At 36.1% G+C, this 26,491-nt stretch carries 27 protein-coding genes; 16 read left to right on the top strand and 11 right to left on the bottom strand.

Going from position 1 to position 26,491, the window contains the following annotated elements; genetic code table 11:
- The first annotated feature begins 171 nt into the window (after positions 1 to 171).
- On the top strand, positions 172 to 1,143 hold the full coding sequence (locus BTO22_RS14245; RefSeq protein ID WP_105056570.1) for a CobW family GTP-binding protein: 972 nt from the start codon (positions 172 to 174) through the stop codon (positions 1,141 to 1,143).
- Positions 1,144 to 1,219: 76 nt separating this feature from the next.
- Here the strand turns inward: BTO22_RS14245 and ylqF are convergent, their stop codons facing one another.
- The 3 genes from ylqF to BTO22_RS14230 all read right to left on the bottom strand — a co-directional run bounded on the left by ylqF (position 1,220) and on the right by BTO22_RS14230 (position 3,992).
- Positions 1,220 to 2,155 carry a ribosome biogenesis GTPase YlqF gene (ylqF, locus tag BTO22_RS14240; protein ID WP_105056047.1) on the bottom strand — a complete coding sequence of 312 codons (936 nt, stop codon included), beginning with the start codon at positions 2,153 to 2,155 and terminating at the stop codon, positions 1,220 to 1,222.
- Positions 2,156 to 2,219: 64 nt separating this feature from the next.
- Positions 2,220 to 3,020, bottom strand: coding sequence for an EAL domain-containing protein (locus tag BTO22_RS14235; protein WP_105056046.1), 801 nt, complete (start codon positions 3,018 to 3,020; stop codon positions 2,220 to 2,222).
- A gap of 144 nt (positions 3,021 to 3,164) precedes the next feature.
- Positions 3,165 to 3,992 (bottom strand): DUF2797 domain-containing protein, encoded by an 828-nt coding sequence (locus tag BTO22_RS14230; protein WP_105056045.1) that lies wholly within the window; start codon positions 3,990 to 3,992, stop codon positions 3,165 to 3,167.
- Between the two features lie 211 nt (positions 3,993 to 4,203).
- On the opposite strand from BTO22_RS14230, the gene BTO22_RS14225 reads away from it, so the two are divergent.
- Entirely contained in the window at positions 4,204 to 5,541 is a 1,338-nt protein-coding gene (locus BTO22_RS14225) for a DEAD/DEAH box helicase (protein WP_181044658.1), read from the top strand.
- Between the two features lie 109 nt (positions 5,542 to 5,650).
- On the opposite strand, the gene ppnP is transcribed toward BTO22_RS14225, so the two are convergent.
- The 3 genes from ppnP to BTO22_RS14210 all read right to left on the bottom strand — a co-directional run bounded on the left by ppnP (position 5,651) and on the right by BTO22_RS14210 (position 7,679).
- The gene (ppnP, locus tag BTO22_RS14220) at positions 5,651 to 5,932 is read right to left on the bottom strand and encodes a pyrimidine/purine nucleoside phosphorylase (protein ID WP_105056043.1); all 282 of its coding nucleotides are present in this window, start codon (positions 5,930 to 5,932) and stop codon (positions 5,651 to 5,653) included.
- A 62-nt stretch (positions 5,933 to 5,994) separates the two neighbouring features.
- Positions 5,995 to 6,813, bottom strand: coding sequence for a phosphate ABC transporter substrate-binding protein (locus BTO22_RS14215; RefSeq protein WP_105056042.1), 819 nt, complete (start codon positions 6,811 to 6,813; stop codon positions 5,995 to 5,997).
- A gap of 68 nt (positions 6,814 to 6,881) precedes the next feature.
- Positions 6,882 to 7,679 (bottom strand): helix-turn-helix domain-containing protein, encoded by a 798-nt coding sequence (locus BTO22_RS14210; protein WP_105056041.1) that lies wholly within the window; start codon positions 7,677 to 7,679, stop codon positions 6,882 to 6,884.
- A 128-nt stretch (positions 7,680 to 7,807) separates the two neighbouring features.
- Between BTO22_RS14210 and BTO22_RS14205 the strand changes: the two genes are divergently transcribed.
- Positions 7,808 to 9,520 (top strand): SgrR family transcriptional regulator, encoded by a 1,713-nt coding sequence (locus BTO22_RS14205; RefSeq protein WP_105056040.1) that lies wholly within the window; start codon positions 7,808 to 7,810, stop codon positions 9,518 to 9,520.
- 50 nt (positions 9,521 to 9,570) lie between these two features.
- Here the strand turns inward: BTO22_RS14205 and BTO22_RS14200 are convergent, their stop codons facing one another.
- Positions 9,571 to 10,545: a coproporphyrinogen III oxidase gene (locus BTO22_RS14200; RefSeq protein WP_105056039.1), complete on the bottom strand. Its 975-nt coding sequence runs from the start codon at positions 10,543 to 10,545 to the stop codon at positions 9,571 to 9,573.
- Positions 10,546 to 10,641: 96 nt separating this feature from the next.
- On the opposite strand from BTO22_RS14200, the gene BTO22_RS14195 reads away from it, so the two are divergent.
- From BTO22_RS14195 to mog, 7 genes are all read left to right on the top strand, one after another.
- Positions 10,642 to 10,893, top strand: coding sequence for a hypothetical protein (locus BTO22_RS14195; protein ID WP_105056038.1), 252 nt, complete (start codon positions 10,642 to 10,644; stop codon positions 10,891 to 10,893).
- 119 nt (positions 10,894 to 11,012) lie between these two features.
- Positions 11,013 to 12,422 carry a sensor histidine kinase VxrA gene (gene vxrA, locus BTO22_RS14190; protein ID WP_181044687.1) on the top strand — a complete coding sequence of 470 codons (1,410 nt, stop codon included), beginning with the start codon at positions 11,013 to 11,015 and terminating at the stop codon, positions 12,420 to 12,422.
- A complete protein-coding gene (locus tag BTO22_RS14185; RefSeq protein ID WP_105056036.1) occupies positions 12,397 to 13,053 on the top strand; it encodes a response regulator transcription factor in 657 nt (218 codons plus the stop codon). Before vxrA ends, BTO22_RS14185 begins: the two co-directional genes overlap by 26 nt.
- Before the next feature lie 2 nt (positions 13,054 to 13,055).
- On the top strand, positions 13,056 to 13,976 hold the full coding sequence (locus BTO22_RS14180; protein WP_105056035.1) for a DUF2861 family protein: 921 nt from the start codon (positions 13,056 to 13,058) through the stop codon (positions 13,974 to 13,976).
- Entirely contained in the window at positions 13,976 to 14,128 is a 153-nt protein-coding gene (locus BTO22_RS14175) for a YoaH family protein (RefSeq protein WP_081091621.1), read from the top strand. The genes BTO22_RS14180 and BTO22_RS14175 overlap by 1 nt, the downstream gene beginning before the upstream one ends.
- A 162-nt stretch (positions 14,129 to 14,290) precedes the next feature.
- Positions 14,291 to 15,520 carry a conjugal transfer protein TraF gene (gene traF, locus BTO22_RS14170; protein WP_105056034.1) on the top strand — a complete coding sequence of 410 codons (1,230 nt, stop codon included), beginning with the start codon at positions 14,291 to 14,293 and terminating at the stop codon, positions 15,518 to 15,520.
- Between the two features lie 41 nt (positions 15,521 to 15,561).
- Entirely contained in the window at positions 15,562 to 16,098 is a 537-nt protein-coding gene (gene mog / locus BTO22_RS14165; RefSeq protein WP_105056033.1) for a molybdopterin adenylyltransferase, read from the top strand.
- Positions 16,099 to 16,146: 48 nt separating this feature from the next.
- Here mog and BTO22_RS14160 read toward each other — a convergent pair whose 3' ends face one another.
- Positions 16,147 to 16,374, bottom strand: a complete 228-nt coding sequence (locus BTO22_RS14160) for a hypothetical protein (RefSeq protein ID WP_105056032.1) — start codon at positions 16,372 to 16,374, stop codon at positions 16,147 to 16,149.
- A gap of 352 nt (positions 16,375 to 16,726) precedes the next feature.
- On the opposite strand from BTO22_RS14160, the gene BTO22_RS14155 reads away from it, so the two are divergent.
- Positions 16,727 to 18,715: a diguanylate cyclase domain-containing protein gene (locus BTO22_RS14155; protein ID WP_105056031.1), complete on the top strand. Its 1,989-nt coding sequence runs from the start codon at positions 16,727 to 16,729 to the stop codon at positions 18,713 to 18,715.
- A 237-nt stretch (positions 18,716 to 18,952) separates the two neighbouring features.
- Here the strand turns inward: BTO22_RS14155 and BTO22_RS14150 are convergent, their stop codons facing one another.
- Positions 18,953 to 21,637 carry a bifunctional acetate--CoA ligase family protein/GNAT family N-acetyltransferase gene (locus BTO22_RS14150; protein ID WP_105056030.1) on the bottom strand — a complete coding sequence of 895 codons (2,685 nt, stop codon included), beginning with the start codon at positions 21,635 to 21,637 and terminating at the stop codon, positions 18,953 to 18,955.
- Between the two features lie 223 nt (positions 21,638 to 21,860).
- On the opposite strand from BTO22_RS14150, the gene BTO22_RS14145 reads away from it, so the two are divergent.
- Both BTO22_RS14145 and BTO22_RS14140 read left to right on the top strand, forming a co-directional pair.
- The gene (locus BTO22_RS14145; RefSeq protein ID WP_105056029.1) at positions 21,861 to 22,427 is read left to right on the top strand and encodes an SPOR domain-containing protein; all 567 of its coding nucleotides are present in this window, start codon (positions 21,861 to 21,863) and stop codon (positions 22,425 to 22,427) included.
- Between the two features lie 51 nt (positions 22,428 to 22,478).
- Positions 22,479 to 23,471, top strand: a complete 993-nt coding sequence (locus tag BTO22_RS14140; RefSeq protein WP_105056028.1) for a D-alanine--D-alanine ligase — start codon at positions 22,479 to 22,481, stop codon at positions 23,469 to 23,471.
- A gap of 40 nt (positions 23,472 to 23,511) precedes the next feature.
- Here BTO22_RS14140 and BTO22_RS14135 read toward each other — a convergent pair whose 3' ends face one another.
- Positions 23,512 to 24,423 carry a tyrosine-type recombinase/integrase gene (locus BTO22_RS14135; RefSeq protein WP_105056027.1) on the bottom strand — a complete coding sequence of 304 codons (912 nt, stop codon included), beginning with the start codon at positions 24,421 to 24,423 and terminating at the stop codon, positions 23,512 to 23,514.
- Between the two features lie 149 nt (positions 24,424 to 24,572).
- On the opposite strand from BTO22_RS14135, the gene BTO22_RS14130 reads away from it, so the two are divergent.
- Together BTO22_RS14130 and yciH are read left to right on the top strand one after the other, a co-directional pair.
- Entirely contained in the window at positions 24,573 to 24,923 is a 351-nt protein-coding gene (locus BTO22_RS14130) for a DUF3319 domain-containing protein (protein WP_105056026.1), read from the top strand.
- Positions 24,924 to 24,961: 38 nt separating this feature from the next.
- Positions 24,962 to 25,273 carry a stress response translation initiation inhibitor YciH gene (yciH, locus tag BTO22_RS14125; protein ID WP_105056025.1) on the top strand — a complete coding sequence of 104 codons (312 nt, stop codon included), beginning with the start codon at positions 24,962 to 24,964 and terminating at the stop codon, positions 25,271 to 25,273.
- A 162-nt stretch (positions 25,274 to 25,435) separates the two neighbouring features.
- On the opposite strand, the gene BTO22_RS14120 is transcribed toward yciH, so the two are convergent.
- Positions 25,436 to 25,804, bottom strand: a complete 369-nt coding sequence (locus BTO22_RS14120; RefSeq protein WP_105056024.1) for a DUF3693 domain-containing protein — start codon at positions 25,802 to 25,804, stop codon at positions 25,436 to 25,438.
- Positions 25,805 to 26,036: 232 nt separating this feature from the next.
- On the opposite strand from BTO22_RS14120, the gene BTO22_RS14115 reads away from it, so the two are divergent.
- Positions 26,037 to 26,333, top strand: a complete 297-nt coding sequence (locus BTO22_RS14115; protein ID WP_061030439.1) for a hypothetical protein — start codon at positions 26,037 to 26,039, stop codon at positions 26,331 to 26,333.
- Positions 26,334 to 26,491: the final 158 nt, after the last annotated feature.

Below are 26,491 nucleotides of genomic sequence, written 5' to 3'. Positions count from 1 at the left end.
ATTGATTTTCTGAGAAATAACAGAGTATTCCCACATACTGCTAACATAACTCAAAAGTTCGATTTATGTAATTTATTTTGTAAATTAATCAATAAGTTTTCTTAAATAATTAGTACGATAAGACGCAGTAGAGGTATCATAAAAAGGATTTTATTAATTGTGAGCATTGTTATGAAAAAAATACCAACAAATATCATTACTGGTTTTCTCGGTGTAGGGAAAACGACAACCATTTTGCAGTTACTTAAAAATAAGCCAGAAGGAGAGTCTTGGGCTGTTTTAGTTAATGAATTTGGTGAAGTTGGTATCGATGGTGCTTTTTTAACAGAAAGTGGGGCGATGGTTAAAGAGGTCCCTGGTGGCTGCATGTGCTGTACTGCGGGTTTACCTATGTCTGTAGGTATCAATGCATTATTACGCCAAAAACCAGATCGTTTGATTATTGAACCAACAGGCTTAGGTCACCCTAAGAAAATTATAGCTATTCTTCAATCTGAACATTATGAAAAATATATTGATTTAAAGTCAACCATTGGCCTTGTTGACCCTCGTAATTTGTCTAACGAGAAATACACAAGCAACCAAAATTTTAATGATCAGTTAAGTATTTCTGACGTGGTTGTTGCGACCAAAATGGACATTGCGTCCGATTATGATGAATGTTTATTTGCTTCATGGGCAAAATCATTACCACACCAACCTAAAACCACCACGATTAATCATGGTGAGCTGCCTTTACATTGGTTAGATGAGAATAGAACGGTTGAATTAACGATTGAAGATCATCACCATCATCATGCAGAGCAAGAAATTGTTGAAATGATATTAGAGCCAGGACAAAAATTCTGTCGTAAAGAAAACAAAGGGCAGGGCTATGTGAGTTGTGGTTGGTTCTTTGGGGCTGAATCGGTATTTAATTTTGATGAACTATTTTCAATGTTATCTGCGCTAACGGCTGAACGTGTTAAAGCGGTAATGAATACCAATAAAGGCTTTTATGCATTCAACGTCGCTAACGGTGTTGTTTCAGTTAATTTACTTAGTATTGATGGGATGGAATCAAAATTAGAAGTAATTGATAGCCAACTATTGCCTTGGGATCAGTTAGAGGAAGTGTTATTAAGTTTACTTATTGAAGAGTAGCAAGCTCAGTAATAAAAATAAAAAAGAGAGGCTAACTTAGGGTTAGCCTCTCTTTTTATTAGTGTGTTAAAAAGAATTAACGTTTGTTTTTCAAGTAACGTTTACGACGTTCTTCTTTTTTCTTAATTTGTTGTTCAACTTTAAGTGCTGCAGCAATTTCAACGGCTTCAAGTTCAGCCGGGATCATGTCAGGAAGTTCTAGGGTTAATTGACCTAATGTACCTGAACGAAGTTCATGAAGCAGAATTTCAGACGCTTTATAGATATTAATTCGTCCGCCAGCTTGCAAACAACCGCGGCTACGGCCAATTGCTTCCATTAACTCTAAATCGTTATCTGGTAATTCATCCAAGTTATAGCGTTCTTTTAAGTGCTCTGGGTACTGTTTTGCTAAATACTCAACAGTATAAAAAGCCACTTCATCGTAATCCATCGCTGTATCTTTAACAGCACCAGTAGCTGCAAGACGGAAACCACTGTGTGGATTCTCAACCTTAGGCCATAAAATCCCAGGGGTATCAGAAAGAACAACCCCATTTTGCAAATTAATACGTTGCTGACGACGAGTTACCGCTGGTTGGTTGCCGGTTACTGCAATCATACGTCCTGCTAACGTATTAATGATGGTTGATTTTCCCACATTTGGAATGCCCATAATCATGGTGCGAACATTTTTTCCCATCGCTTCACGGTGAGGAACCAGCTTACGGCATCTTTCCATAATTTTATGGATTTCATCGGGGTTACTGGTTGTCACAGCCATTGCTGTAACGCCTTGCTCTTTTTCAAGGTGTTCAATCCACAGTTGAGTCACTTCAGGGTCAGCTAAATCACGCTTGTTCAAAACTTTAATACAAGGCTTGTCTTGACGTAGAGAGGCGATCATTGGATTCTCGCTACTGAAAGGGATACGAGCATCAAGCACTTCGATGATCACATCCATTTTAGGGATCACTTCCGCGATCTCTTTTTGAGCTTTATGCATGTGACCAGGGAACCATTGGATGGACATAGCGTGAATCCTTTAAAAATCAAAAACGCTATTTTAACGGCAAAGTCAAAAGAGTAAAGGGAAGTTAGGCTGCTTGATGATTTTGTTGCTGTAATGGTAAAGGTTTACCCAACAAGAAGCCTTGAAAATAATCAATACCCAGTGATTTCATATCTTCATATTGTTTAGCGGTTTCAACGCCTTCAATAACAATTAATGCTTTTTGTTTTCTCGCTAAAGCGATGGCTGACAGAATAGGAGTAGTGTTGCCATTTTCATATTGAAGCAATAAAGAACGATCAATCTTCAAAATGTTGGGTTCTAATAATGAGACGCGCTCTTCTGATGACGCTTCTGAGCCGAAGTCATCAATGGCAATATTAAAACCATGTGATTTAATATCCTCTATAGCACTTAATAATTTATCTTTATCATGGTAATGAAATTCAAGAAGTTCTAGTGTGACATATTGAGGGGATAACCCCAGTTCTTGAATACGAGATTCAAGTAATGATGTATTCAGAGTCGGTATTTTATTTATATGAAAATGGACTGCAGATTCAGGTAATATATTTAGAAATAGTTGAATATTTCTTTGTGAAAAAAGAGAAAAGTTTCGTATATGAATAATGCGGCTTAGTCGCTCAATATTGAGAATTTGTTCAACGGTTCTTGTTGCGTCTTTAAAAAACAAATCTGGTCGGATTGGTAGCATTTTGTTGTCATAAATTCGTAATAATGCTTCATAGCCAATAATGGTTTGTTGAGTATTAAAGATAGGTTGAAAAACGCTCTGTAATAAATAACCATCATATTTTGAATAATATGAGCCATCTTTACCTAAGAATAAATAGGTTTGAAATTGCTCTTGAGTGACTAGTAGCATGCTTTACTCCATTAAATAGCATGCACTATTGATAACCGAATCATTAGTTTTTATCAAATTATGGAAAATTATTATACGACGAGAATCACGTTACCGTTGTACTTATCGCCACAGAGGCTAAGTACAACAGCAATTGCCTTTATGTTACACTGTCACGGTGACTTCATAAGAACCGAATTTACGGATATTAATGACACCAGTATCAAACAAAAGATATTGGCCTTTAATGCCATTCAATATCCCTGTTACTTCAGGATTTTTATCAAAATTATGGCTGACAATTTTAGTTGGAAATTCATTTACTGGGAACCTGATATCTAGAATGTTCTCATCCAGTAATTCAACTGAATCTTCACCATGCGTTGCTTGAATTTTAGCTATGGCTTCTTCGACTTGTGGTAATAATTCTAATGCAGCTTCTTTTAAAGCAAGTGGTTCATTATTACCTTTTAACAGCGTACGCCAATTGGTTTTATCAGCGATTAACTTAGCTAATTCGATTTCTACTAATCCTGAGATTAAACGGTTTTTAACTTTAGCTATTGGTAAACCTTGTGTTGCTCCCTGATCAATCCAGCGAGTAGGGAGCTGGGTATGACGTGTAATGCCGACCTTTAAGCTTGATGTATTTGAAAGGTAAACATAATGGTCGACAAAACAGTTATCTTCGCCCCACTGCGGTTCACGGCAAGTACCTTCAGCAAAATGACAGGTTTCTGGTTTCATAATACACATGTCGCAGCTTGCTAGTTTTTTCATACAAACAAAGCAATGTCCTTGAGAGTAACTTTTTTTGGTTTTCTTACCACAAGAGCTGCAAAAAATGTTGCCCGTATGAGTTAGAGTAATTGTTTTCCCTATGAATCTATTAAGTTCCACTTCCTCGTTGCCAACAGGTAGTCGGTATTGAACCGTACCATCAAGCAGTGATGCTCGCATTTTTGCTAATGTTCCAGTAATTTCTATGCTCATAGATTGTTCTACTTTTTTATAATTAAGTTAATGTTTTTATGCGTTAAGACTTTTTATTAGCTTATCCATAGTGTAGCAAAGTGGGAGGAGAGTATAAAAGTTCAAATGAAGATTTATATGTAAGGTAAAACGACACTTATGCTATACTCCGCCGCATTAGACCAGAATCACTGGTTATCCACCAATAATACTCGAAATTGGAGTGCAGCTTTTGCAATTTAAAGATTTAGGTTTAGATAATCGCCTATTAAAAAATCTCGCTCACCAGAACATCAAAAAACCAACAGAAATTCAGCGTAAAGCTGTCCCTGTTGCGATGGCAGGTAAAGACATTCTTGCATCATCAAAAACAGGTTCAGGTAAAACGTTAGCGTTTGTCTTGCCAATGCTTCATAAGTCACTGAAATCAAAATCGTTTTCTAAGAATGATCCTCGTGCAGTGATCTTGGCACCAACACGTGAATTAGCAAAACAAGTATATACACACCTACGTAGCATGTTAGGTGGGTTAAGCTATGACGCTACCCTAATTACGGGTGGTGAAAACTTCAATGACCAAGTGAATGCACTGCGTAAATTCCCTAAATTTATCGTAGCAACACCAGGTCGTTTGGCTGATCACCTAGAGCATCAATCTTTGTTCTTGAATGGTTTAGAGACATTAATCCTTGATGAAGCAGACCGTATGCTTGATTTAGGCTTTGCTGAGCACCTTCAGAAGATCCATAAAGCGGCAAACCACCGTCGCCGTCAAACATTAATGTTCTCTGCAACTTTGGATCATGATGCCGTTACTCAGTTTGCTGGTAATATGCTTGATAATCCTAAGTTTGTTTCTGTTGGTTTATCAACAGATGAACATACTGATATTACACAAAGCTTTTACTTGTGTGATCACTTAGATCATAAACAAGCTCTATTAGATAAAATCATTGAGACGGAAAAATACTTCCAAATCATGATTTTTACAGCAACTCGTGCCGATACTGATCGTCTAACTGAACTACTTAATGAGCGCAAGCTTAAAGCGGTAGCATTAAGTGGTGATATGAACCAAACCGCTCGTAATAACATCATGAGTCAGTTTGAGCGTCGTGCACACAAAATTCTAGTGACGACGGACGTTGCCTCTCGTGGTTTAGATTTAACTAGCGTAACTCACGTTATCAACTTCGATATGCCAAAGCATATGGAAGAATACGTTCACCGTGTTGGCCGTACTGGTCGTGCTGGTAAAAAAGGGACAGCAATTTCTCTTGTGGGCCCAAAAGACTGGGAAAGCTTTAAGCGTATAGAAAATTTCCTGCAGAAAGAATTAACGTTCTCAGTATTTGAAGACCTAAAAGGTAAATTCAAAGGTCTTGTACCTAAGAAGAAACGTACGTTTGTTAAGAAAGGCGACGCTAAGAAAACGACAGCGAAACGTGGTTCTCATAAACCAAAAGCGGCTAAGAAGCGTGATAACTCATTCCACACTAACGTAGCAGTGGGTGACCAAGTGTTTATGCCGAAGAAAAAGCCAAAAAAATTGGTTGTTGATGACGAATAAGACTTACTTTTAAGTTTCTTTGTTTAAGACAATAAAACTTAAACAATAAAAATGCCAAGTGAGTTATCTCACTTGGCATTTTTTATATTAAGCTATGCAGAATATAAAATTATAAATATTCACATAGATAAGCGGTTTCAAGGCTTACTTTTACATCAAAAGATGAATTTCCTTCAACTGAGAAATTTTCTCCTGAAGAGAATAAAACCCAATCAACGTCAGTTGTTCGTTTGATTTCTAGCGCGCCAGTTACGACAGTCATTTTCTCTGCAGCATTTGTTCCAAACGTGTAGTTACCCGGTAACATAACACCAACAGAAATAGCATTGCTATTTTGTTCAAACCCAATTGATTTTACTTTATCTTCAAAATAGCTATTAACACTTAGCATGACGCATCCTTGTAATTAAATTTCCATTTAACAATATGTTATTCATTGTTTTTTTTCAACTGTTACTTTACATAGCCTAATGACTGGATCTGCTTTGTGGTAGATTCAGAATTTATATAAGAGATAAATTCGTTAGACTGTTTTGATAAAGTGCCATTTTTAAAAACAAATAGAAAAGGGCGAGAAAGTGGATATTTATTATCAATAATAGCTTGAGGTGTTGGTAATTCATTATCGATTTTAACAACTTGTAGCTGAGCAAGGTCACCAATAGAACCCGCAGATGTATACCCAATAGCATGAGGGTTACGAGCTACAATACTTTTAACCATATTTGTTCCATTGACAACAATCGCATTTTTACTGATATCAGAAACAGTAAAAGAGTTGATTTCTTTGGTTAATCCTAGATTACGTTCAAATGAAAAGCGCGAACCAGAGGCTAATTCTCGAGTTACTACTGCTATTTTTTTATCTTCTCCACCGATTTCTTTCCAATTAGAAATGTCACCGTGGTAAATTTTCCAAATATTTTCAGCAGAGAGTGTTTTTATTGGATTATCAGGATGAACAACAACAGCAATCGCATCATAAGCAATTAATTTTGAAGACAGTGTTTCTTTTTCAGTATCAGATAGCTGCCTAGAGCTAATTGCTAGATCTACTGCACCAGTATTTAGCATGGTAATGCCCGCGCTAGAGCCAATACTTTGAAGATCAACATCATGATCAGAACTGTGATTATATTGCTCAATAAAAGGTTCTAATAAGGTCGATACCGAAGTGGAACCTGCTATTGTTGTGTTTGTGTTGGCTGCAAATGTGGTAGAGCTAAAAAGAAAGCTGGCCATAATAGTAGTGTAGGATAACGCTTTAAACATGATCTGATCTCATTAAAGAAAAAAAGCATAATAAAACGAGAGTGTTACACCACTGTGACAGCTCTTTACTAAAGTTGTATTTGTTCTCTAAATTCTTTTGGTGTCATTCTAGTTACTGCTTTAAAGGTAGTGCTAAAATGAGCTGCTGTTTTAAATCCTGTTTCATAAGCGATTTCTGTAATGGTTTTTCTTGTTACTCTAAGTTGTGTCGCTGCGTGATTTATGCGTTTAACCTTAACTAGATTAGCAAATGATAACTTATCAGATTGGAGTTTTCGCTTTAAGGTTGAAGGTGACATTCCTAACTTAGGAGCAACGGTATCAATCGTTAAGTCTGAAGCGATATTTTGTTCAACATATCGAATTAATTGTTGAGAGATAGTCAACACTGAAATTCTATGTATAAAATCTAATAACTCAGGATGTTGATGAACCATTTCACTTAGAATAGCTAAGGTCATAAACTCAACAGTATCTGGCGATGGGTTATCAGACAACTGTTCTTTTAAAAGAGAAAGGAGAGAAACAAGGTTTGTGTCAGATTGATTAAAAATAAATGATTCACGAGTTGAACTTATATGATCTTCAGCGTTGCTGTAGCTAATAAAACGCTGAAAAATAGAGCTATCAATAACGAGAGATTCAGCTGTAAAGTTGCCAGTAGAGGATGAAATATCAATTTTAGATATATCGCCAGAGCTATAAAGTAAAAAATCACCACTGGTGAGTATGATAGATTCTCCTGCTTTATCTTGATAAGTAAATTCACCAGATTTGACCAGAAAAATACCGTTACGAACAACAGGGTAACGATCAGACTTTCTTCTCATATGAGAATTGAATTCGTGTAATTGAACTGGAATCATCTTGAATTTCCTCTTAAATACTCGGAATTTAGTGTAAACTTACTTATTGAAAAATCAAGAGCATAAGCTCACAGTCTCAATATTTGAGTTCATATTAAGACTTATATCAATCAAATGAACGGTGCTTTATGGGTAGTCCACGTTTACGTACACAATTTGAAAAACTGTATGAGCATTATCACCGAGCTTCTTCAGGGGTTCAGATCGATGATATTGCAGATTTATTATGCTGTACTCGTCGAAATACTCGTATGGTTCTCAAGAAAATGTCTGATGAACATTGGATTGTATGGCGACCAGCTGTGGGTCGAGGAAAAAGCTCGATCTTAGAGTTTATTTCAACTCCTGATTCTGTTTATTTATCTCTAGCGAAGCAAAGCATTGAAGATGGTAAACTTGATGTCGCTTTAGAGATCCTAGATGGTAACCAAGATGCACTATTAGATCTTATTCATAATGTGCTTGGTATATCTCACGAAAAAGGAAAGCAAGTTGTAAAGCTTCCTTATTATCGCCAACTCCATATTCTTAAACCCTCTTTAGCGATACGTCGTTCAGAGCAACATTTAGTGCAACAGATTTTTAATGGATTAACTCAATGGAATAAGAAAGGGGATATTGAAGGGGATATAGCGCATCATTGGGAAATGATAACGCCTCAACATTGGCGGTTTTATATTCGCCCAAGCGTCAGTTTTCATGATGGCAAACTACTCTCTTTTGATGATATCAAAACCACTTTTTCCTCATTAAAATCTAACTTTGTATTCAGTCATATTAAAGAGGTTACAACGCCTAACCTTAATGTTATTGATTTTATCTTAGCTAGAGATGATCACTATTTTGATTCTAAATTGGCACAATTTAATGCTAAAATTATACCTGTTTCAGCTCATGTTACCCAAGATTATAACCGACTTCCAATTGGCACAGGACCTTATAAAGTTAGCGAAAATACAGATAAAAAACTGATCCTTGTCGCTAATGAAAACTATTTTGGATATCGACCATTAATTGATTCTGTTGAAGTTTGGATTTTACCTGAAGTCGCCCCGATACAATTAAAATTAGGCTTAGAAGTTTATGAAGGCTCCGAGTTATCACCAACGTCATATGATGAAAAAGTCGATGTTGATAGAGGGTGTAGTTATATTTTATTTAATAGAAAATCAGGTATAACGAAAGATGAGAATTGGCAAGCTTACTTAACACAAACGATTACGCCTTTGTTGTTACTGAGTGAACTACAAAACTCGAGTATGAATGGGATTGGGCTTTTTAACGCTTATGGATTGTTACCTGGTTTACAGCATTGCTTAAATCGCCCAAAGAACCCCTTTATCACACCAGATAAAGGAAGTGTTGTGCATTTAGGATATGAAAATGAACACCCTTTGTACCCTTTACTTGGAAAGATCATTAAACAGCGATTAGCTCAAGATGGCATAACTTTAAAGATTCATCCATTTGATACACTCGATCTTCTTGATGAAGAAAAAACGGCTAATATTGATATTTGGTTACGAGGTATGAGTTTAGGAACACAATGCCCAGAAGCATTGTTGTCATGGCTATTTGCCTTTAATGAAATAGAACGAGTCATGCCTGAAGAAGAGTTTGAGCATCTCTCATTTTTAATTGAGGAATGGCAATCATCATCTCAACGACATTTTCCTGTTAATGAGATATGTCGCTATCTCGTTGACTGCGGGCAAATTACACCATTGTTTCATGGTTGGATGGGAATAAGTGAAGATGCCAACAACAGTATACAAAATGCATCATGCAATGGACTTGGGTGGTTTGATTTTAATACCGTGTGGATAAAGCCTAACTTTTAATCGATTTGCCAATGATATGAGCTATTAACACATCATTGGCTAACTTGTCTTTAGTATGCTTTCTGCTGATAAAACTTACGAATAGCTTGAGCAAGCTTTGCTTTTGTATCTGGCGTTATTGGGCAAATGTTTTGTTTTGGTAATGTATTTAATAACTCTTTCACAAGCTCATTTATAGGCTCAGGAGATTCAGCTTGCCAAGTACTCAATAAATCATGATTGATGTGAGAAGGTAGTGAGCCTAACGTACCCACATCATTCTGATCGTGCACTAGCAATCCAGCTGTGGTTCCTTTATCTAACGTTAATACCTGATAAAAATAGAGAGTATGATAGTCCAATTGCTGCTGTTTCTGAACATCTGTTGGAGGCGTTGCTGACACAAAATGTGAACACAGAATATGAATATAGGTATTAATAACTTTTGTGGCAAACTGATGAGCAAATTCAGTACCGTCTTCATTCATAGGATTAAATCCTTCTAAATAGAAATGGCTGACTCCTCTGCGTTTTTTTAGTGCTGGAATGTCAAAGTATTGATTCCCTAGCTTTGTTCCCTGAGAATAATAATTTTTCGATGCTACTTTTAATGTTTGATCAAAATATTCTTTATCATTTTTGTCAAAATGGGATGGATTAAGATCTGCCATTATTCTCCAATAGCTTGAACCATCTTTAAGTGCTGTCCAGCTAAAATGCATATGTATAGAAGGAGCAAGTGGGTGTGAGGGGTGAATAATCGTTGATAGAGCAGTAGCACTATCGTAATGCTTATCTGTTTGTTCTTCATAATGTATTTGCGACACATTGATGGATGCTCGATTAAATAATCCACCTTCAAGCGCTTCAAAACGTTTACCTCCACCGTGAAGTCCATTATCTCGTAGCCATTCAACAGGTGTAAACTCAGTATTAATTGAAACCAAATTACTGGCTTTGGTTAGTTCTGTTTCAAAATAGGATTGAACCCCAGTCAGAAGATGTAATACTTTTTGAGCTTGAGGGTGTTGAGCATAACTACGCATGAAAGATCCTATAAAAACAATAAATCAAAAAAGTCAGATGAATTGAGTGTAAGATAAAGTCCTTATTGATAGCAACCTGAGAGCTTGAAATTATAGATGGCAAAACCAAATAAAAAAGGCCCAACAAAAACGGTGCAGATTTACTGTTCTAAATGTAAAGCCTTACTTTATAAATACAGGAAAGGAGGAAAGGGTTCTTTGGTTAAGTGCTTTATAGAACGTATTGTTGAAGACTATACCAACACGGCCTGTTCGTGTCCTGAGTGTGGTGTTGTATTTGGCAGAGAGATGTTAATAAGAGGCACTCCTGCTTATAAGATGATTGGTGGAAAAGTAACAATGAAGTGACATAAACTATTCGTATTCTAACTGATTTATAATATACTGATTAAAGTGATCTTTATTTTTACTGTATTTTATAGGACTTTCTGTTGATAGATAAGCGCTTGCTATTTTCTCTGTTGTTGATGACAAGTTTCTCTTCACATGCCGTGAGCTTAGCTACAAAAATCGACAGTTTCAAAAAAGCGTTTAAAAAAGAGCAAGCTGTCGAAATATATGACATTCGCCTGATACAAAAAGAATATCCCACAGTATTATTGTCTCCCGATACACTGTTACCACAAACGGCCTCATATCCTTATAATCAATTACAACAATTATATCGAAATGCTCAGACTTGTACTGGACCATGGCCGGTTAGTCCGCTCGTTGGAGAGCCTTTAGTTCTTATCCGTGCATTGTGTAAAGGGATAAAATTACCAACAAGTTGGTTTGCTCGATCTGGTATGATCCATCCTGGTGGTGGTACTTATGCTTATCGTTATGTTCAGAGTCACCCCAACAGATTAAGTCAGTTAGAACCTTATATGCACATCAAAGAGCGAACATTAGGTGCAGAAGGAACATTATTACATCATTTGCAAGAAATGGATGATACAGCTATCAGAGCTATTATTAGTGGTTCAGATACTATTATCGCTGATAAATTATTATGGATAAGAAAAGGCAGTCGATACTACTTATATCCAATGAGCTTAAAACAAAAGAACTTAGATAAGTTTGTGCTTGATATGGTTGAATTTAAAGAGGGTGACAATTGTTACGTTCGAAATGGTAATGTGTGCTGGCAAGAAGAGAGTAACTCTAAAACGCTCTCCTACATTGTTTTATTTTTAGTCTTTGTAAATTTATGCTTAGCGGTTGGTTGGGGGATATCTCAATGGAACGGTAAGCGAAGAGAAATGAAAAGCAGAATGTTAGTACTGCAAATACTAACGCATGAATTGAGAACCCCAATTGCAAGTTTAGGCCTAACGGTTGAAGGATTCAGAAGACAATTTGAATCATTACCTGAATCGTTATATGACGAATTTAGGCGATTATGTGAAGATTCTAGACGGTTACGTCAATTGGCCGAAGCAAGTAAAGATTATTTACAATCAGATGATAAAGGGTTTGCTACAGAGTGGATCCCTTCGGTTGAAGAGTGGCTAAGTTACCGATGCATGGAGTACAGCCAACCAGTACAATTTAAGATAAATAAAGACTCTGCCATAAAGGTAAACATTTATTGGTTGGGTAACTGTATAGACAACTTGATTAGTAACGCACACAAATATGGTATTCAACCCGTTATTTTAAGTGTTACTGTTGATAATAAAAAATTAAAAATTGAAGTCATTGATGGCGGACAACTAACAAAAGCAAATTGGAAAGAACTAAAAACTCCTTTTGTTAGCAAAGCAGGGTTAGGTTTAGGCCTAACAATCGTAGAATCAATGATCAAAAGAATGGGCGGCACCATGACACTTCAGGGGCCACCAACGACTTTTATACTGGAGATACCTTGTGAAACAGACAATCCTACTTGTTGAAGACGATAAAAACTTAGCTGATGGCTTAATCGTTAGCTTGGAAGAAGCGGGATACCATTGCCTTCATTCAGAAAATGCAGCAAATGTATCAAGTCTATGGCTTGATGCTGATATTGTTATTCTCGATCGCCAGTTACCTGAAGGTGATTCATTAACTTGGTTACCTCAATGGAAGCAAATTAAAGATGTTCCTGTTATTTTATTAACTGCATTAGTTTCGGTTAGAGACAAAGTGACAGGTCTTGATTCGGGCGCTAATGATTACTTAACAAAGCCTTTTGCTGAAGCTGAATTATTAGCGCGTTTACGAGCGCACTTACGTTCACCAGAGTCTGATGATGCAAAAACCAAGCTTGTTGTAGGTAACTTATCAATAGATACATCAACAAGAGACGTTATTAACTCAGGTGACAGCGTCACGTTAACGAGAACTGAATTTGATTTATTGCTTTTCTTAGCAACAAATTTAGGCAAAGTATTTACTCGTGATGAATTGCTTGATCAAGTATGGGGTTATAATCATTTTCCAACAACACGAACTGTTGATACTCATATCCTTCAATTACGTCAAAAGATTGTAGGGATAGAGATAGAGACACTGCGTGGTGTTGGCTATAAAATGAAAGCATAATAATGCTATTGCGTCAGCTTCCACAAAAAATTGCCATTTTTATTATTGGCTTTTTTTGTTTAATACATGGAGCGGTAGCTAACTCTGCAGACTGGTTTAATGAACAGTCTGCGCTTTTTACTGCCCATAAACAATTCCTTGAAGGTAATACTTTAAAGGGCTTTTCTACAGTAATTGAAGTGCTACAGAGCTCAGCAGATAACAATATTATTCAAAATATTGATCAGCTCATGGGGTTGGCCATTTCAAATAATTGTGGTCGTGATCTTTCAACAATAGTGGTCCCTAAATGGCTAACATCGTTGAGTGTACAAAGAGTTATAATACAAAGCCCCGGTCGATTACATCATAGAATGATCGTCCAATTTGATAGTGAAAAAAGTATTTCATCCATCTCTTTTATAAAGTGGCCAGATGAAGAGTTATTGGTAAATCCATCAGTGAAGCGGGTGCCGACTCAAGACGAAGCCGTAACACAATATATCTACGCGAGTGAATCTCTTAATAACCGTGTTAAGAATGGTCTATATAAGTTAATTATTACCGCTGATGATAAAGAAAAGACTCAATGGGAAACATGGATAGTATTAAGTACTCCTAAAACTGAAATGGCAGTATCTTGGCTAGGTAAAGAAAAGTGGAAGACAACACAAACAGGACTGCTTAAATCAAATTGTCCATTACCTGAAATGTCGGTCGCTATTTATGATCATCAAGACAATGAATACATAAAGTTATGGGAAGAGAAGTATGAAGAGAAATTCCCTAAAAGTTTACCGTCAACAAATGTACTACCTGGAAGCTACATTTTAAGTGTTTCATTTAACCATAAGCGTTTTCAAGGGCCCATTTCGATTCAAGAAATACAAGCAATTACAAAAGTCATCAATTTTGATGCATCAGAAAATGTAGAGAGCAACTAATGTTAGATTTACCAACGTTAACTCATGAAGAGCAACAACAAGCGGTAGAAAAAATCCAAGAACTAATGCGTCAAGGTGTTAGTAGTGGTGAAGCAATTAAAATGATTTCAGAGCAAATACGAGCAGAAATAGCTGAGAAAGCGAAGAAATAATATGAAACCGAGATCTTAGTATCTCGGTTTTTTATATCCATTCATCATTTATTTGTATCTTCCTTATCTATTTTAAATATTAATATAAATGTTTAAATTCCTCTAAAGTTACGATGGCTAGAGTCGATAAAGAGTTAACTATCTTTATTAGGCTTATAAAAAATGAAACAGTGGATAAAAATTGGCTTACTTTCATGTGCAACAGCCGCTTCTTCACCAGCATTAGCAACTAACTTTAGTGTTGATGGTCGTATTGATGCGATGGGTAGTGCAGGTACAGCATCTGCCGATTATCTTACTGGTGTCTTTTATAACCCCGCATTAATTGCTATTTATAGTCGTAAAGATGATGTAGGTCTTTTACTGCCAAGTTTTGGTCTTCAAGTTGTTGATAAAGACAACATGATTGATGATCTTGATAGCTTAATAAACGCTTACGATAAGATAGACGTTCCTGGAGCAACAAAAGCACTGTCTGATTTGTCTGAAGATACCGCACAAATTCAAATGGGGACTGCAATTGCAATAGCTATCCCTAACCGTTATTTATCTATGAACTTTTATGCAAAAGCTTCATTGGAATCTGTTGCTATCGCTGATGTAGAAAGTCAATCTTATGGTGCTTTACCGGATCCTGCATTAGCGAATGTTCTTGATATATCATATGCAACAGTCGATTCTGCTGCTATTGGTATTACAGAAATTGGGGTAGCTTTTGCAGGTTATACTAATTTCTTAGGTCAAAATTTAACTATCGGCATCACGCCAAAAATTCAGCAAAGTTACACTTTTAATTACAGTGCATCAGCTGTCGACTTTAAATTTAAAGATATCACAGATAATTATGAAACAGGTGAAACTAACCTTAATTTTGATGTTGGTACTGTATGGTTTCATGGGCCGTGGCGCTTTGCTCTTGCAGGTAAAAATTTAATATCTCAAGAAATTAAGACAAAAGAATCATCAATAACGGTAGGTTTATCTGACGCTGAAATAGGTAAACTTGTTGGTGATCCTAGTTATACTGGTGGACCTGGAAAACAAACTCGTATTACTCAATATACTTATAATATGGAACCAATTTATACCGCTGGTATTGCCTTTATGACGAACTACTTTATTTTGACCGCTGACGTTGATCTTAATGAACAAGAACGTTTTGTTGAATTAAACGATAATATGCAGATGCTAAGAATTGGTGCTGAGTTTGACCTATTATATCAAATTCAATTACGTGGTGGTTTTAAGAAAGATCTAGCAGGTACATATGATGATGCATTTACGGCAGGTATTGGCTTTTCGCCATTGAATATGTTTCATTTAGATTTAGCTGCAATCTATTCAGTAGATTCAACTTATGGTGTCTCAGTCAATATGGCTTACGAATACTAAATCTGTAATAATGGGGCACCTTACTTAAATAAGAATTCATTATGACTAAAAAAGCAAAAATTGGCATCGTAACAGTTAGTGATCGTGCAAGTGTTGGTATCTACGAAGATATTTCAGGCCCAGCAATCATTGCAACACTGAATGATTATTTAACGTCAGAATGGGAACCAGAGTACGTAGTTATCCCAGATGAACAAGATGTGATTGAAAAGGCGCTGATTGAACTAACAGATGATAAAGGTTGCTGTTTAGTGGTAACTACTGGTGGCACTGGTCCGGCAAAGCGTGATGTTACACCGGAAGCAACAGAAGCAGTGTGTGATCGTATGATGCCTGGTTTTGGTGAGTTAATGCGAGCTGAATCTCTAAAGTTTGTACCAACAGCTATCTTGTCTCGCCAGACGGCTGGTTTACGTAAAGATTCATTAATCGTCAATTTACCAGGTAAGCCAAAGTCAATCCGTGAATGTTTAGATGCTGTTTTCCCTGCTATCCCATATTGTATTGATTTAATGGAAGGTCCATTTCTTGAGTGTAACGAAGAAGTGATTAAACCTTTTAGACCAAAAGCAAAATAATCATATCTTTTAAAGAATTTAAAGCCAACATGTCTGTTGGCTTTCTTATTAGCAACTTTTTTCTTTTCGTAATTTCTTTAATGCCTTTTTCTCTTTAAGTCTCTCTTTGTATTCTTTTCCTTCGCTAAAGCTAAGTAATTTATTCACGTGAGTAAGGGTTCTATTGAGAGTTTCGCAACGCTTTGGTTGGTGCTCTTGATAATATTTTTCAACGCTTTTAGCAAGACTAAACGAAGAAAAGAGTAGTAGGAGTAGAACACTAATAGTTTGTTTCATAGTTACGCTCAAAATAAGTTAGTTAGTGATAAAGGATATCGTATTCGAAAGATAAACATCTCTTCATTATCATTGTTTTAAGTTCGATATAAAACATTCAAGAAATTAATGGTAATTGATAAAAAGATAACTGTTACAGCGATCACTTTGTCAATTAATTACTTAAAATCAAATGAACCGTATGGGATGTTTTTAGCTATACTGTTGTTCATTAGCCTCGCTGGCTATATCAAATAGCGCATCTTTAGATTCGATGGGGCTTCTTATAAATTACGATGCCATTAAATATTATTCCTAAAGCATAAATGTTGATGCATTTAGATAATTTACCTGTTATTAGAAGGGAATATTAATGAAATGGATAGAAAAAGTATCGCTACGGAGGCGGTTATCCCTGCCAATTATCGTATTTACCGCCAGTCTATTCATTATGCTGCAAGGGTATAATTACATATCGACTTATGATACTCAAAAAAAGAACCTGATAAATAGAGTTAAAGTGTTATCTAACGGTGTCAGTATTAATTTGCAATCCTCTTTATTGAGTAATGACAAAGTACTAGCAACGGAAATTCTACATGCTTTTAGTGTTGATGATGAAATTTTACAAGCGCTTTTAATTAAAAAAGAGGGTTCGTTATTCGCAGAATTTCGTAAAAATGAGGCAGTAATTAAAGAACCTAATATGGTATTACAAAAAAAAATAATAGCGGAGGGTTATGCCGTTGGTCAGTCTGCCATTTATGTACTCATGCCAGTCAAGCTAGGGAATAAAAAAGTCGCTCAGATACGGTTAATTGTCTCAAAATCAGAGTTGGATACGACAAGTAGACAAGCCTTACAGGTAACCTTTATTTTATGTTGCCTCATTATCGTATTCTGTTATTTCTTCATATCAAAAATTAGACATTTGATTACGACACCCGTAACAAACCTTAATCACGCAATGAGAGGGATTATTGAACGTGGTGAATTTAATCAACGTCCAGAAGTAATGACTAAAGATGAGTTAGGTGATCTTACATTCTCATTTAATAGAATGGCTGATAGATTAGAAGAGCGTCAAAATCAGCTACGCTTTGTTTTTAATAAAGTTGAACACGAACGAGATTTTGGAAAGCAAATTATTGCAGCAGTTCAGCATGGACTTTTTGTTGTTGATAAGGAAGGAAAAGTCCTTCTTTCTAATGATGCCTCTAAAAAATTATTTCCTAGATTAACGAGAGAGAATAGAGTTGATGTTTCTTTTCTGGATATTTTAAATCCGTTAGAAAAAAATACGTTATCCGGTATTCTTCAAACATTTAATGAAGTGGACGATTTACTCGTAAAAACACTTGATAATTATGCATTACAAATTACAGCTAAAGTGTTATCAAACAAAGACCAATTATTATTCTCAGTCGTTGATGTGACTGAATCAGTTAAAAGTAGAACTCAGCAAAAATTGGCTGCTAATGTATTTAAAAATAGCCAAGATGGTGTGCTAATTTTTGATTCATCAGGCAACTTAACGTTAATTAACCCTGCGTTTACAGAAATTTTTGGTTATGAACCAGAAGAATTGATTAATTTATCGATGCAAGAGTTATTTGATGGCCACCACTTTACGATGTCCAAGGAATTGATAACAGAATCGATTTATCGTTTTGAACAATGGCATGGGGAGGTATTAGAAAAAGATAAGCAAGGTGACGAGGTTCCCTTGTATATCAAAGCAAGTAAAATTATTGATGAAGAGCAGTATGGAGAAGAGAGTTACATTTTCATCTTTACGAGCTTATTTGATTCTAAAGAAAAAGAACGACTTGATTACTTAGCGCATCATGACACATTAACAGGTTTGCCTAATCGTTCTAAATTTTATCAAACAGCAAATAAAATCATCACGATGAATCAAGAGTCAATAGGGCATATTGGCTTGTGCTATTTAGATTTAGATGGATTTAAAGATGTGAATGATACTTACGGCCATGATGCGGGAGATGAAGTACTAAAAGCGATCGCAAAACGTCTTGATCACTCTATAAAAGAAAAAGGCCTAGCGTGCCGATTAGCAGGGGATGAATTTGTTCTTTTTATAAATTCAGTTGTTAATGAAACTCAACTTATTGAATTATCAAATCGAGTTATAGAATCAATTAAACAACCTATTTATTATCAAGATAATAGATTGTCTGTTGGTGCAAGTATCGGCATGACTATTGCGAAATATAGCGATGAAAAAGGGGTCGATTGTCTATTAAAAGAAGCAGATAGTGCTATGTATCAAGCAAAACTTGCAGGTAAAGGTCAATACGTTTTTCATAATAGTGAAAAAATGTTTACAAAGTTGAATTAAATCTATTTAACTTATTTTTATTGATGGTATATTAAGCAGGTTGATTATTTTACACTTAATTAGGATAGGTTAATGGAAATTTTATTGTTAGTTGCATTCGTTATTGCTGGTGCAATTATGGTAAAAAAAGAAAAATCTGAGCAATCTAAATAATATAGATAACCCTTTTTTAAACACTTTATATCTATATATAAACCAAGATAAATCATATGTTTATCTTGGTTTTTTTATTTAAGATTAATCATTTAATCGAAGGTACATCTCTACAACACCATCTGCCATTTGAACATCAATATCAAAGCCAAAGTGTTGAGCTAAACCTATCATTCCTTGATTTGATGGCATTGTCATTCCAGTCATTACTTTAATGCCTTGCTCACGGCAGTAGCGGATGATTTTATCCATCAGAATTTTGCCTAAGCCTAATCCTTTTAGATCCGATCTAACTAATACAGCAAACTCAGTATTGTTATTATTAGGGTCAGATAATGCACGTGCGACTGCCAATATTACCTCTTCGCCATCAATTTGTTTTGTCGCGACAAAAGCCATTTCACGATCGTAATCAATTTGCGTAAAGTTTGCTAACGCTTCGTGATTAAACTCCCCAACATCAGAGAAGAATCGTTTATACAAATCTTCATGTGATACTTGAGAAATAAAATCAGCGTGTTTTGGTTCATCTTCGGGAAGAATAGGGCGCAATAATATCGTGCTGCTGTCTTTTAACAATGTAAGCTCTTCGAGTTCATTAGGGTAAGGACGAATCGCTAAACGTTTATGAATATCTCCCGTAAAGTGTTGTACCTTCATTGATGAATCAATAATAGTGAGGTCCATACCAGAAATGAGCAATGGATGAATATCAAGCTCAACGATCTCAGGACAATCAAGTATCATTTGGGAAAGACGCACAAGAAAGGCACTCAAATCAAATAGACTCATCTTAGTTGGAGAGTTTCTGTTTTGAATTATATTTTCTTTAATTGCGTATTTTATTAGATTTTCAGCAAGTGCCATGTTCAGTGGTGGTAAGGCTACAGCAGCATTATTATTGAGATCCCACTCGGATCCACCTTCACCCAACAAGATCACAGGACCAAAGACGGGATCTTGACACACTTTAATTCTCAATTCTTGTGATCCTGCTCGTTGAGCCATCTTTTGTACACTAAGCCCAGAGATTCTTGCTGCTGGATAACTTAGAGAAACACGATCAACAATAGACTGTGCAGCTGAGATGACTTCTTCTTTAGTATTTAGGTTGAGCATTACCCCTTGAACATCAGATTTATGAGCAATATCAGGTGAACGAAGCTTGACTGCAACGGGATAGCCAATACTTTCAGAAATATAGCCAGTTTCGACCGGTTCTTCTGTAATCCAAGTATCTAGAGTTTTAAACCCATAACACGAATAAAGTGCTTGTGTTTCATGCGTGTCTAATTCAACAAGATCGTGAGACACACAATCATCTAGCCATTCTCTTGCCATTTGCGCATCATGTTTATTAATATGACCAGAGGAAACGGGGGTTTCTATTAATAGTTTTTGATTTCGGTGATATTCCACTAAATGCAGAAAAGCAGATACCGAACTTTCTGGTGTTCGATAAGTAGGGATTCCTGCTTGAGTAAAGCTTAATCGCGCTTCTTTTGAAGAGGTTTCTCCAGACCAATTAGTCAATATAGTAAACTTTGATTTTCGTTTATGGTTTTTAATTAATTCGATCAGTTTTGAGGCAGTTCTCGCTGCATTAGATATTGCTGAAGGGCTGTGCATTATTAAGATCGCATCACAATCGTCACTGCCTAATAGAGCATTGACGGCATCACAATAACGCTGTGCATCAGCATCACCGCCAATATCAATAGGATTTGAATGCGACCAATTTTGTGGTAATTTTTGATTAAGTTGCTCAATTAATAATTCTGTTAATTGTGTTAATTTCCCACCTTGTTGCATTAAACTATCAACGGCCATGATTGCAGGTCCGCCACCGTTTGTAACGATGGCTAAACGACGCCCTCGAAAAGGTATGGGATGAGCAAGGGTTTCTACTGCAGCAAATAATTCATGTGTATTAGATACTCTTAGCATCCCAGCCCGTCTTATTGCTGAATCATAAACAGCATCTAAACTTATTTCACCATTGGTATGCAGTTGCGCAGCCTTACTTCCTGCAATAGAGCGGCCGCTTTTTACAACTAGAATTCGTCGATTTCGAGCTGCAGCTCTTGCTGCAGACATGAAGCGACGCGCATCTTTTATTGAATCAATATAAAGTAAAATAGCATCGGTTTTAGAATCAGTGCATAAGGTATCGAGTAATTCACTAAAATCAATATCAATCCCATCACCAAGAGAAACAAAGGCTGAAAACCCAATTTCTTTTTCTTTAGCCCAATCTAAGATAGTGGTACAAACTGCTGCGGATTGTGAAATAAAAGCAATGTTCCCTTTATTCGCATTAATAGGTGAAAAAGAGGCATTAAGATTAACCCAAGGAAGGATGATACCAAGACTGTTCGGTCCTAAAATACGCATTTTATATTTAGTTGCAATACGAGCAGCTTCGTAAGGTAAGGGTTCTCCAATACCACTACAATGCAAATTCATATCAGAGGAGAGAATAATGGCAAGCTTGACGCCTTTCTCTCCTAATTGTTCAAGTATCTTTATATTCTCTCTTGCTGGAGTACACAAGATTGCAAAATCAGGAGTAATTGGAAGTGATTCAATGTCGTTATACGCTAATATTCCACAAATAGAATGATAATGTGGATGGACTGGCATTATAGGACCATCAAACTCCCCATCAAGTAGATTACGCATAACAATATGCCCAGCTCGATCTGGATGGATTGATGCGCCAATTACCGCAATAGAGCGAGGCCGTAACAGTGTTTTCAAATCAGACATTGTGACTCCCTTAATCCTTATATAAGAATAAGATAGCCGAGATCAAATAATTTGGCTCTTTGGAGTAATATAAACAAAAGCTAGCGCACAAAAACACATCATTTATCGCTTATTGAGTATAAATTCTGGAGTAATTGAACAGTTACAAGGCTAAAGACTTGATTGTCAGTTATATCAGGTGCAGAATTAGGAAATCAGCAGGACTATAAATTGTGAATTAAAAATGAAAAGAATCATTCCTATTACGTTAACCGCACTGCTAGCAGGATGTTCAAGCAGTTCGTATACCACAAACATTACGGCAGAATCTTCGGAAGAAGTGTATCAAGTAACTCAACCTATTGAGCAAGAAGACACTACTTTCCAAGAAACTGAAATTGCTGTAGTTGAGCAAATTGATGCAGAAAAACCAGTCGTTAAATTAACACCAGAAGAGACAACAACCGTTGCTGAATCTGATGCTGCAATTAAGATCTTACCGCCAACGCAAAAACAACAAGAAATGCATAGCCGTTATGGTTACACATTACAAATTTTAGCATTAAGCCGTAAAACAGATCTTACTGCTTATGCAGAAAAACTTGCAGGTGAACAGCCTGTATGGATGAACCGTAAAACAGTAAATAATATGCCTTGGTATACTATTTTATACGGTGATTTCGCTACGCCAGCAGAAGCTCGTGAAGCAATTAAACAATTGCCAGCAGACATCCAAGCATATGGCCCGTTTGTCCGCAGCATTAATAGCATTAAAAGTTCAGATAACCCTGAGCTACATAAATTAAATTAATATTGAATCGGTGTGCACTAAGTACACCGATTGATTTTTATAGTGAATATTATGACTCATATCCTTTTACTTTGTGGCGGTAGTGGTACTGAACACGAAGTTTCATTGGTTTCTTCAAAATACATTTCTCAACAACTTTCAGAATTAAATACCTTTCAAATTACGCATCTAGAAATCAAAGATGGCGCTTGGTACCATATTGAATCAGGTTTAAAACATGAGTTACGCTCTGATAAATCATTACTTTGTGGTGATGATAATTTGGGATTGGTTGATTATGTTATTCCTTGTATTCATGGCTATCCGGGGGAAACTGGTGACATTCAATCAATGCTTGATATGTTTGGCATTCCTTATTTAGGTTGTGACGCAGAATCAAGTACGAACAGTTTTAATAAGATCACATCTAAGCTTTGGTATGATGCACTTAGTATTCCAAATACGCCTTATTTATTCTTAACTGAAAATAATGAAGAGACACATAGCTCGGCATTAGCAGCATTTAAGAAATGGGGCGGGTTGTTTGTTAAAGCGGCTTGCCAAGGTTCGTCAGTTGGTTGTTACAAGGTAACTTCTGAATGTGAACTATCACAAGCAATCGATGATGCATTTGGTTATTCTCACCAAGTATTAGTTGAAAAAGCAATAAAACCAAGAGAGTTGGAAGTTGCCGCTTATGAAATTGATGGGCAGTTATTCACAACACCTCCAGGTGAAGTAATGGCTCCTGATGGCGCATTCTATACGTATGATGAGAAATATGGCAGTGGCAGTCATTCAACAACAAGCTTAACAGCAACTAACTTATCTGATGAGCAAGTAACTCTTATTAATAAGTACAGCCAGAAAGTCTTCACTAAAATGAAATTAAAAGATTTATCTCGTATTGATTTCTTTTTAACTGAAGATAACGAAATATTCTTGAATGAAGTGAATACCTTCCCAGGGATGACGCCGATTTCTATGTTCCCGAAATTATTAGAACATAACGGTGATTGCTTCAAAACTTTCTTAGAAAAAGCGATTTTAAACGCAATAAAATAAGACTAATTTGCTTTAATTATAGTTAAAGCCTGATACTTAATCAGGCTTTTTTAGTTTTAAAACGCGACTTTTGCCTCTCAGAGCGTTCAATATTACCTATATATTGGTTTGGCATCGCAGGACTTACCCAGCGCCCCATTTCTTGGATCTCATGGATTGAATAACCACTTTTAGCAAGTTCTTTGGTTGCTCCTACACGTGCAGATAATCCTGAAAACTGAATGTCTAAATTCAGTAATTCATTTGCACGGCGGAAAACACGATAAATTGACGAATCGTTTAAATGCTTATCTGATACGTTTTGGTGACGATCAATCGCTCTAAATAAATACCCATTCCTTATTTGTGATGCATCAATCCAATTGGAAAGAAGGTGGTTTGTGCTTTCTGAGAGTGGGTAATAACATTGCTGTAATTTTATCATTCCATTGTTAGATTCATCGAAGCACACATCATCCAATTGTAAATCTCGGAGTTCTCCACGCTTTAGTAATAATTCAAACATTAAATGCCAAATACACAAGTCACGAATATCTTTTAGCTCAATAGAATGAAAAAGCAAAGCTTCTAACTTATCAAGCATCTGCACTGTAATACCTTCAGTCTGCTTGTTGTCATCTTTTTTATCTAAACGGATTTTACCTAAAGCGACTTTTACCTGTGCGGTTTTGGTTGGGTCTTTAAAATCAAATGCAGTGTGTATATTTGAGATGGAAACGAGTGAACGTTTAATCGAGGCAAGTTTTTTTTCTTTTGCTTGTTTCTCTATAAAGATTCTAATTGCTGTTGTAGAGGCGGGCAGAGCAACTACATGATGTAACTGACAAAATAGAACAAAGTTATTCCAATCATTTTTAAATGAAAGCAAGCTATTATGTGAATACCGTTTGCTCAAATGAGCCTCTAATGTCCCAATATCTAATTCAGTTGAAAGGAATATGTCTTTTACCATTCTAATGCACCATAACTTAGCTTTATACGCTAAACTATACCATAATAAAATTGACATAAGATCACGAAACTTAAGTTTTTAACTAGTATAAAAGAATGAAATAATTGAACCTAGTACTAGTAATCAGGACACAACAAAGAGTAATAAGTATGAAGAAATCATTATACAGAGGATTCTTTATTGAGAATAAAACAGACATTCCTGATGATTGGAAAGTATTGATAAAAAACAAAGTATTACATGGTCACTTAAGTGCAGTAAAAAAAAGCATAGATTGGTGGAACGATACCGGATCGATCATTGAGCCTAAAGAGTTCGGTGATATGGGCGAAACTGCAGTTAATGAGCAAAAAAGTAAAAGCCAAGTTGAAGAATACAAAGGCTTTGCTATTAAAAATGATACTGACGAAGCAAAGAATTGGTATTGTTTATATCATGGAAAATTAGCCAAGGGCTCATTACCTGCAATAAAAAGGTTTTTGGATAAACACGAAAAATAATTTACAATTCCACATCATTAAAAAAAACGAGATTAATTATGTCTTTAGTATATTCAACGGATGTCGGTCGAATTAAACAAGAAGAAGTAAAAAAAGAACGCCCTAAAGGTGATGGTATTGTTCGTATTCAACGTGAAACCAAAGGCCGTAAAGGCAAGGGAGTTTGCGTAGTTACTGGACTTGATATGGAAGACACAGAGCTTAAACTTCTGGCCGCACAACTTAAAAAAGTATGCGGTTGTGGCGGTGCTATAAAAGATGGCGACATTGAAATCCAAGGTGATAACCGTGAAAAGATTAAAGACTTTTTAACTAAGCAAGGCCATACCGTTAAACTTGCTGGCGGTTAATTTAAAGAGTTAAATGAACGCTAATAATCAATGGATAAATACGAAGTATTATTTAATGATTATTAGCTATTTTATGGTAAATACTATTACGGTTAAATAGATAGATGAAATAGAGAATGGGGAAGCATATATATAGATATTATCTAGCCACGCAAACCATATTTAACATAAGATATATAATGCGCACTTGGCCATGGCTTCTTTAGGGGTGCCGACCCACATCGCTAAACCGCCACAAGCCATTGATATTCTTTGTAATCCGTGGCTATTCAACTTTTTTGCAATGCTTTCCCACATGCTTTTGATTATGGGATTTTCATTTCGATCTGCCTGACAACCTAGTAATGCTAATTCAGGTTCAATATTTGCACCTTGAGCAAGAAAAATAGCTTGTGAATCAGATAGATGGCGTCTTTCTTTTCTGAAATCAGTAATTCTTTGCTGTGGAATGTTCATATCCATAGCTATTTGCTTGTCTTGTACGTAGCTCTGCGCCTTTTTGTAGGCATCTAACAGTTCATTTTGATACATGGCAAATCCTCCGTTTCCCTAATAATAGCTCATTACTAACCAGTTTTGGTGTCTTGCGCTAACCAACTTTGGTGTTTAATCTACTAACCAAATCTGGTTATTGCCGATTCGCAAACACAATCTTGTCAACATTCAGCGTTTCGGTTTTTATTTGGCTCGGCTTGGCTCTGTACCGTAACTACTCGGTTGAGCTGGGCCTCCAAACTTACACAATCTGTTACGGGGTTTAATCATGACAACAATAACTGTTAGGAAATTAGTAGAAACAACCGAAGAACATCCAAGTGTTCGCAAATTCGTTTACTCATCAAAAGTAATCATGGTGAATACATCTAGAGGTCTTCGTTTCTTTTCTGGTTTTGGAAAGAAAAATAGAGTTCTTACTGCTTGGTGTTTGTCTGGAGCTAAGTTGTTTCTACTTGAGGACGCGCGTTCTTGTTTTGATAAGCTTCAATCGCTAAATAAAGAAGTATTTGTTCATACTGTTGAATGCTCTCCTGTTTCGATTGCTTCTAGCTTGGATCTTTAATCATGAATGATCGTGAAGTCTATAATAAATATTTTGCTTTCCCAATATGCATTATTTTCTTAATCGTCCTTGCTGTTCTTTTTTATAACAAACCAAATATTGAATCATCAGAAGTTATGTATCAAAGACTGATTACTTTTTCTGATTATCCAACAATT

The organism is Aliivibrio sifiae (assembly GCF_002954705.1).
GTDB classification, from domain to species: Bacteria; Pseudomonadota; Gammaproteobacteria; order Enterobacterales; family Vibrionaceae; genus Aliivibrio; species Aliivibrio sifiae_A.
The sequence above is the reverse complement of the archived record's forward strand: the minus strand, read 5'-3'. Positions and strand labels throughout refer to the sequence as shown.